This is a genomic window from Deltaproteobacteria bacterium (assembly GCA_016210045.1).
Taxonomy (GTDB): Bacteria; UBA10199; UBA10199.
In genome coordinates this window covers 1-8,016 of record JACQUX010000032.1, presented here as the reverse complement: position 1 = coordinate 8,016, position 8,016 = coordinate 1, and the positions used below count along the sequence as shown (strand labels likewise).

Annotated in this window: 4 protein-coding genes; 1 reads left to right on the top strand and 3 read right to left on the bottom strand. The window is 58.0% G+C overall.

Annotation, left to right across the window (positions count from 1 at the left end; translation table 11 throughout):
• Positions 1-108: 108 nt before the first annotated feature.
• Genes HY696_10015 through HY696_10005 form a run of 3 tightly spaced genes read right to left on the bottom strand, consistent with a single transcriptional unit; the run spans position 109 to position 6,485 of the window.
• Positions 109-3,057 carry an N-6 DNA methylase gene (locus tag HY696_10015; GenBank protein ID MBI4238729.1) on the bottom strand — a complete coding sequence of 983 codons (2,949 nt, stop codon included), beginning with the start codon at positions 3,055-3,057 and terminating at the stop codon, positions 109-111.
• Positions 3,058-3,059: 2 nt separating this feature from the next.
• Entirely contained in the window at positions 3,060-3,893 is an 834-nt protein-coding gene (locus HY696_10010; GenBank protein ID MBI4238728.1) for a KilA-N domain-containing protein, read from the bottom strand.
• A 51-nt stretch (positions 3,894-3,944) separates the two neighbouring features.
• Positions 3,945-6,485, bottom strand: coding sequence for a DEAD/DEAH box helicase family protein (locus HY696_10005; GenBank protein MBI4238727.1), 2,541 nt, complete (start codon positions 6,483-6,485; stop codon positions 3,945-3,947).
• Positions 6,486-6,973: 488 nt separating this feature from the next.
• Here HY696_10005 and HY696_10000 point away from each other — a divergent pair, with 488 nt between their 5' ends.
• Complete coding sequence (locus tag HY696_10000; GenBank protein ID MBI4238726.1) at positions 6,974-7,804, top strand: TIGR02147 family protein; 831 nt, start codon at positions 6,974-6,976, stop codon at positions 7,802-7,804.
• The last annotated feature ends 212 nt before the right edge of the window (positions 7,805-8,016 follow it).

Genomic DNA, 8,016 nt, shown 5'->3' with positions numbered 1-8,016 from the left:
GTAGTTCGTCTCGAAGGCGTCCCACAGGAACTCGATGTACTCCTGCTCCTTCGGGGTTTTGAAGGAGAGCGGCAGGTAGTTGCTCAGTTCGGCGGCCTCTTCCATCGCTCAGGCCTCCGCCGGGGCCGGCTCGTCCTCGCCCCAGACGCGGGCGAGGGTGGCCTGGATCTTCTTCTCGAAGCGGGTGATCAGCTCGCGGTTGGCGGCGACCAGCGCCTGCTCGGCTTCGATCTCGGCGACGATGGCTTGCTGCGTGGCGAGTGAGGGCAGCGCGAACGTGATGGAACTGAGGTCGTCGGTGTTGATCTTCAGAGTCCCGTGAGCCGCCGTTTCCAGAATCCTCCTGAACTGCGGCTCCTCCTGTTTCAACATCAGTCTCAAGAAGGTGGGATTGACCGACTCGTTCGGCTTCATCGCCTTCACGTCCTGGTTGAAGGCGCATGGCGTCGCGAGTTCGCAGATTGGCACTCCGTTGGCGAGGCCCATTCCTCTCACCAAAATCAATAGCGACCCAACAGGCGCGACTTGCGTTGCGCTTTCTTTGACGGCTGTTTCGGACACGTGGGTAGAAGCGCCTGTCAGCACATCGGATTTCATGTCCTTGGCAGAGACCCACGGGATCTCTCCGATCCAATAGGCTTCGTTGGCCTTTGATGGCGTTCCACCGCTGCTGTAGCTGACAACTTCGCCCAGCCTCACCATCGGCCAGTCGGGGTGGATGGGGATGTGGGGGCGGTAGTGGTCGAGGACGGCGCGGGCGCCGTCGATGACCTTCTGGTAGCCCTCGATCTCCGCCACGATCTCTTTCTGCACCTCCAGCGGCGGCAGGGGGATTTGAAGCTTCTCAATGTCCCCTCGATTGATCGAGGCAAAGACTGCGCCTGCGTCGCCATTGATGCGCGCCTCTTGGCTTCTCAGGAAATAGAAGGCGTAAGGAGCCAGGAGCCTACCTTCTGCAGGCCGGATCGCGGCCAAGCCTCGGCCGATACACATTCGCTGACTGGCAAGGTTCACCGGCCCGACCGGTGCGCGCACTGACATCAGAATATCGCCTGCTTCAGCGAACCGCTGCGGTTCCGTCGTCCAGGCAGTCGGAGGTCCGATGAACATGTCACCGAACTCGATCTTGCCTTGATAGAAGGGCGTTCCGGTTCCAACATCGTTGTAGGATTCGCCCGGGGGCGATTGGCCGGCAACGACTTCAGCGACCTCGCCCAGTGGAACGATCGGATAACGGGTAGCTCTTACTATCCCCTCTCGATACCGCTCCCCGCTCAGGTTGTAGTCGCCGTTCGCTGCGATCTTCTCCTTTGGCACCACCAACCCAAGAGTCGGCTGGAAGTCCTCCACGGACTCGCGGCCGCGCAGGCGGCGCAGGTACTCGGCGATCTCGGCGCGGGCCTGCGGCAGTTCGTTCTTGTCGATTTCTCGACGCTGGGCGCCAAGGCCGAAGCCGTCGTTCTCGATCTTGAAGAAGGCAATCGTCTGCGCCTGCTTCGCGAGAGACTTATCCAGCAAAAGGACGGAAGTCTTCACCCCGGAGTAGGGATTGAAGACGCCCGCCGGCAACGAAACGACCGCGACGAGATACTCCTCGACCAGCATCTTGCGCAGTTGGGTGTAGGCGGTCTGGCTCTGGAAGATGATGCCCTCGGGCACGATGATGCCGGCGCGGCCTTTGGTCGTCAGATGCTCGGCCATGTAGTCCACGAACAGCACTTCACTGCGCTTGGACTGGACCGAAAAACGATTGTGCGGCTTGATGCCGCCTTTCGGAGACATGAAGGGCGGATTGGCGAGGATCACGTCGGCGTATTCATTCCAGCGGTCCTGGCTGGTGAGGGTGTCGTACTCCGCGATATGCGGGTCGGCGAAGCCGTGCAGGTACAGGTTCACCAGCGACAGGCGCACCATGTCGGGCGAGATGTCGTAGCCGCGGATGTTCTGGGCGAGGCGGCCGCGCTCGTCGGGGGTGAGCAAGTCGCCAGGACGCCCGACACCCTCACCCCCGGCCCCTCTCCCAACAGGAGAGGGGGGAAGGAGGTGTTGCGCGATGGCTTCCAATATAGGCTCGGGATCCTGAAGGATTTGATTGTTCCGGAAACGCAGGACGTTGAGGCCTTGGGATTTGAGGTAGGTGTCTCGTTTGGCGTCGAGTTGCCGTCTTTCGGCGGTTTGATGCACGTCCCCGTCGCACTCCACGACCAATTTCGCTTCGTGGCAGTAGAAATCGCAGATGTAGTCGCCAAACTGATGCTGGCGCCGGAATTTCGCGTCGCCAAGTTGCCGATCCCGCAAAAGCCCCCAAAGCAATGTTTCGGCATCGGTTTGCTTTTGCCGCAACTCCCGCGCTCGTTTCTTTAGCCCCGCAAAATCATACCCACCGCGAAAATGGCTCCCCTCTCCCCCGGGGAGAGGGGTTGGGGGTGAGGGTGTGGGACATGCCGCCGCGCCACTTGTGTTCGCCCGCAGGATAAACTTATACGCAGAAATCAAGAATCCCGCTGTCCCACATGCCGGATCGAGCACGGTCTCGGTCTTCTTCGGGTCCACGATTGCGACGATGAAATCGATGATGTGGCGCGGCGTGCGGAACTGCCCGGCGTCGCCCTGTGAGCCGAGCACGGAGAGCAGGTACTCAAAGGCGTCGCCGAGACGCTCGGAGTGGTCGTAGGTGAACTCGTCGATGATTTTCAGGAACGCGCGCAGGGTCTCCGGGTCGCGATACGGGAGGTAGGCGTTTTTGAAGATGTCGCGAAAGAGTGCCGGAATGCCGGGGTTCTCCGGCATCTTGGCGATCGCCTCGGCATAGAGGTTCAGGGTCTCGTGGCCGCCGAGCCCAGAGCGCATCAGCTTGGCCCAGCCGTAGCGGGCGTAGTCGCCTGCGAAGAACTTGCGCTTGCCGCCCAGTTCCTCCGCCTCGGCGTCCATGTCGTCCATGAACTTGTAGATCAACGCGATCGTGATCTGCTCGACCTGGCTCTTGGGGTCGGGCACCTTGCCCACGAGGATGTCGCGGGCGGTGTCGATGCGGCGTTTGGTGTCGGTGTCGAGCACGGTTATTCCTTGAGTTGTTTGAGCGCCGGTGCTGCGGTCAGTACCTGCATCTGGCGAATGGCGATCTGGTTGAGACGGGTGAGTCGTTCGCTCTGGGACAGTTTCATATGGATCAGCTCCGCGTTCATCACTTCAATGTTGGCGAGGACAAGCAGTTGTTCAATGGTGGCGTAATCGCGCACATTACCCTTTTTGTCCGGGTTAGTCCGGCGCCACTCCGTCGCCGTGTGCCCGAACAGGGCGACGTTGAGCAGATCCGCCTCGGTGGCATAGGTGATGGCTGCCAAAGTGGGGGTGATTTCCGGCGGGATCAGGTGGGCCTGGATGGCGTCGGTGTGTATGCGGTAGTTGAGTTTGGACAGAGTGCGATTCAGGTTCCAGGCCAAGGACAGACGGCTGTTCTCATCTTCCTTGAGCCGCTGGAACTCCTTGATGAGGAATAGCTTGAACTCGACGGAAATCCAGGTGGCGAACTCGAAAGCGATGTCCTTGTGTGCGAAGGTGCCGCCGTAGCGTCCGGCTCTGGACACGAGACCGATCGCTCGCGTCTCCTCGACCCACTGCTTGACCGTCAGGATGAAGCTGTTCAGCCCCGCGCTTTTCCTAAACCCATCGAATTCGATGGGTTTAAAACTGGGGTTGTTCAGGGATTCCCAGATACCGAGAAACTCAATGGTGTTTCGATTCCGCAGCCAGTTTGAGATCAGGTAGTCTGTCCGGTTGGGGTCTTTGTGCCGCGCGATATCCGTGAGGGAAATGTAATCCTGCTCGTGATGAACCAATACCGAAACGGTGGTTCCCTTCACATGCACAGTGGCTTTTCGCGGTCTGTTCATAAAACCTCTATGTGTGGCGAACTTGGCATAATAAGTCCACTGCTTCCCTTCTCACGCGGCAAACTGGTTCAACGATACGTAGTCTTTGACGTACTCGGGGACCAGCATGCGGTACTTCGGCGGCACGGCCTTGAAATCGCGGGTGGAGAACATCGAGTTGGTCGCGAGATCGGTGAAGTGGCGCCTATCGATAATGGCCCTGACACGGTCGCTGGTGGCGTAGGCCTTGAAAAAATGCTTGATGGCCGAGATGACCTCGGCCTCCTCGGGCTTGACGTCGGCGATAAATTTGGCGAATTCCTCCTCCAGCAATTCATCTTTCGATTTGAAGCGCGGAATCAGGCCGAAGACTTTCTCCAGGATCTCGCGCAGCGTCAGTCGCCGATCCACAGCGGCCGCCTTGCGCAGCTTGTCCAACGTGTAGTACTCCTCGGGCTTGTTAAAGACCTCACGGTTCACGTAGTCGATGACGCGATCCCATTGTCCTGACTCGACGGCTGCGGCGATCGTCTCGTTCTCGCGCACTGTGCCCTCGAATCTCTCGAAGAACATCCGGTCGATCTTCATGCCCTCGGGCCCAATGGTCGCTTCCTTGACCATCAGGACGAGGTCGCTCCCGACGTGTTCGTAAGTACCGCCAACGACTAAGGGGGCGATCGCTTCGTCCGGCTTGCGACCCTTACCTTGAGGCCGGGGCAATTTTAGCACTTCATCGTAGTTGAACTTCTCTTCGAAGTATTCGCAGTTCGCGAAGAAGTCGAAGAGCTTGAAGGCGGTCTTCGCCGGTTTTTCGACAGCGGCCTTGAGTTGCTCATCAAAAAGTTGCTCCAAGAAATTGTGGGTTCTGGTGCCGCGTCCTTTGATCTGGATAAAATCCGTCGGCGAAAAGATCGGACGGAAGAGGCCGAGGTTGAGGATGTCGGTGCAATCGTAGCCGGTAGTCATCATGCCGACCGTCACACAAACCCGCGCCTTACTGGTTTTGTAGGCGGGGATAAAATTGCCTGAGCCAAGCAGGTTGTTGTTGGCGAAGTTGATCGTGCACTGCTGCGCATCCGGAATCTGCGAGGTGACCTGAACGGCGAAATCGGATTGGTACTTGCCGGGGAACATGCGGTCGGCCATCCGGTTGAGGATCTGCGCCAGTTTCGCGGCGTGATTCTGGCTGACCGCAAAGAGGATCGACTTGCCGACCTCGCCACTAATCGGATCGCGCAACGCATTCTCCAGAAATGCCTTGCAGAATACTTGGTTGGTCGCGTCGGAAAAGAAGCGCTGCTCGAAATCGCGCTGCTTGAAGACCTGCTCCTGATCCTCGCCGGTGTCGTCCGTGAACGAGACGACGAATCCCTCGTCGGAAAGCAGTTGAGTCGTAATCCCTGTGCGGGCATCCACGACTGTGGGATTGATCAGGTAGCCCTCTTTCACACCGTCCAGTAGCGAGTAGCGAAAGGTCGGCTGACTGTCCTCACAACCGAACGTGCGATAGGTGTCCAACAACAACCGGCGTTCGGCCTCGCGCGGATCGCGGGTGCCCGGATTCGAGCTGTCGAATCTGCGGAGATAGTCGCGCGGCGTGGCGGTGAGGCCCAGCTTGTAACCGATGAAGTAGTCAAACACAGCGCGGGCGTTGCCGCCGATGGAACGGTGGGCTTCATCGGAAATGACCAGGTCGAAGTCGGTCGGCGAGAACAGTCGTTGATACTTGTTGTTAAAGAGCAACGACTGGACGGTGGTCACGACGATCTCCGCGCGACGCCAGTCGTCGCGGCGCTCCTTGTAGATGACGGTCTGAAAGTCGGCGGACAGCAAAGCGGCGAAGGTCTTCTTCGCTTGGTCTTCCAGCTCGAGGCGGTCCACCAGAAAAAGCACACGCCGCACGTTGCCGGAATGGAGGAACAGCTTGATGACGGCGGCTGCGGTGAGCGTCTTGCCGGTGCCAGTGGCCATCTCGAACAGGAAACGATCTTTGTCGTCCTTGACTGCCTGTTGCAAGGCGTGGATGGCATTCAACTGATAGGGCCTGAGAAAGCGGAGCTTATTCGCCTGGACAAAACTCGAACGTTCGACCTCGTTGCGCCAGCTCGCCTCAGCTTGATAGTTGGGGCGTTGAGTCAGAACAATATAATCGTCACCGACCGGTTCAGTAATCAAGCGTTGCGGATTCGGCGTGATCTGCTGATAGCCTGCCACTGAATCGGGAGCCGGGAACGAAGTGATGATGCACGGATTGCCGCGTTCGAGATCCCAGAAGTAATGTAGATTCCCATTGGAGAGGATGACAAAACGACAGTGCTGCGCGCGAGCATATCTACGTGCCTGCTCCTTGCCGTCGAGCGGGTTCTTCTGCTCGGCCTTGGCTTCCAGGACGAGGAGCGGAAAACCCTTGGCGTCAAGCAGCAGGAAATCGATGAAGCCTCTTTCGGTTTTCTCAAAATCATCGCCGAATGCATCCAAAGCGGTCGGTGGAATGAAGACGTTGGCTTCAAGTCGGATATTGGCTGGGCCGCGATCGTCCGGAAAGAAGCGCCAACCAGCCGTTGCCAGCAGCTGGTTGATCTTGATGCGAGCGGTCGCTTCCTTTGCAGACATTCCGATCCCTACCGAATAATGAGCCCTCTCCACTGCATAACCAGACATGAAGACCAGTACTCTGGAGGGGACAAAAGCGCAATATGACCCGCTGCTCTCGATCGTTTCCTCCCCAATGCAGAACCGGCTCGGGACAATTCCCGGGCCGGTTCGTTGAGGGGGAATAGGGACGGCAGTTGTCAGTATTGAAACCGCACGATCTTATGTGCCGCACTACGTTAGGCCAACATCGCCGTGGTCAACAGTACCGTCAACGTGCCCATTCCGAGCACGATCAGCGGCTTGAACACGAAGGTGGAGAGGTTGTTCAGTAAGGTGAAATCGATGTTTTCGATCTTCATAAATCCCCCTTTGTTTGTTTCAGTGTACATCATGATTGTATTATGCGGCGTAATAGCTCGCATTCACAAGGGGCAACTGGTCGGGGGCTGTTAATTTCGTTCTCTTTAGTGTACGCTTAACGAGTATAGGACCGGGGGTGAGCGACCATGGCGCGAGAACCGTATAACTACATGGATTACCGGCAATTTTTGCAGGACTTGCTGGTCGAGTATAAACAGACGACTCGCTATTTTTCCTTCCGCTATTTTGCCCGGGTGGCCGGGTTCAGCTCGCCGAGCTATCTGAAGATGGTCATTGATGGGGCTCGAAACCTGACGCCGACCTCGATCCAGCAGGTGGCCAAGGCCTTCAAGTTGGGCAAGCGGGAGACGGCCTATTTCGAGGCGTTGGTCCTGTTTAATCAGGCGCGGGAAGATAAGGAAAAAGAACTGTATTTAGAGCGATTGTCGGCGTTGAAGCCCAGGGCGCAGCTGCATGGGATCAAGAAGGACCAATACGAATATTTTACCAATAAGCTCTTTGTGACGCTTCGGGAGATGGTCGCGTTGCCTGATTTCCAAGAAGATCCGAGTTGGATCGCGGCCAAACTGCGAATGAATATTAAGGCGAAGGAAGTGGAGCATGCGTTGGAGGTGTTGCAGCGGTTGGGGTTGGTGCGGCGCAATGAGGCGGGGCGATTGGTCCAGGCCGACGCGAGTCTGACCACGCCGCCGGAGGTGGCGTCGTTGGAGTTGATGCAATATCACCGCTCGATGCTCGATGACGCCAAAGAGGCGCTGCATACGATGGCGCCGGAGTTGCGCGACGTGACGGCGTTGACGATTCCGATCCCGAAAAATGCGGTGGCGGAAATTAAGCGGCGGGTCCAGACGTTTCGGGAGGAGATTCTCGACTACATCAACAAGGGGAGTGCGGATTATTTCGAAGTGTATCAATTGAATGTGCAGGTGTTTCCGTTGACGAGGACGAAGAGTTAGGGGGGCGGAGGTCCTCGAAGCGGGTGGTGAGCGTCCCTCGGGCCGTTCGCCTCGGGTTACGGCCCTCGGCTCACTGAGACCTCGCTCGGTCGGGGTTCAACACCATGGATCTCTGGCAAAGGACGGAAACGCGTTGCGTTTCCGACATAACTGCCGCGGACCATGCCATCGCTGCGCGATGGCTTCCTTACCCGCTCAGACTCGCCCGCGGG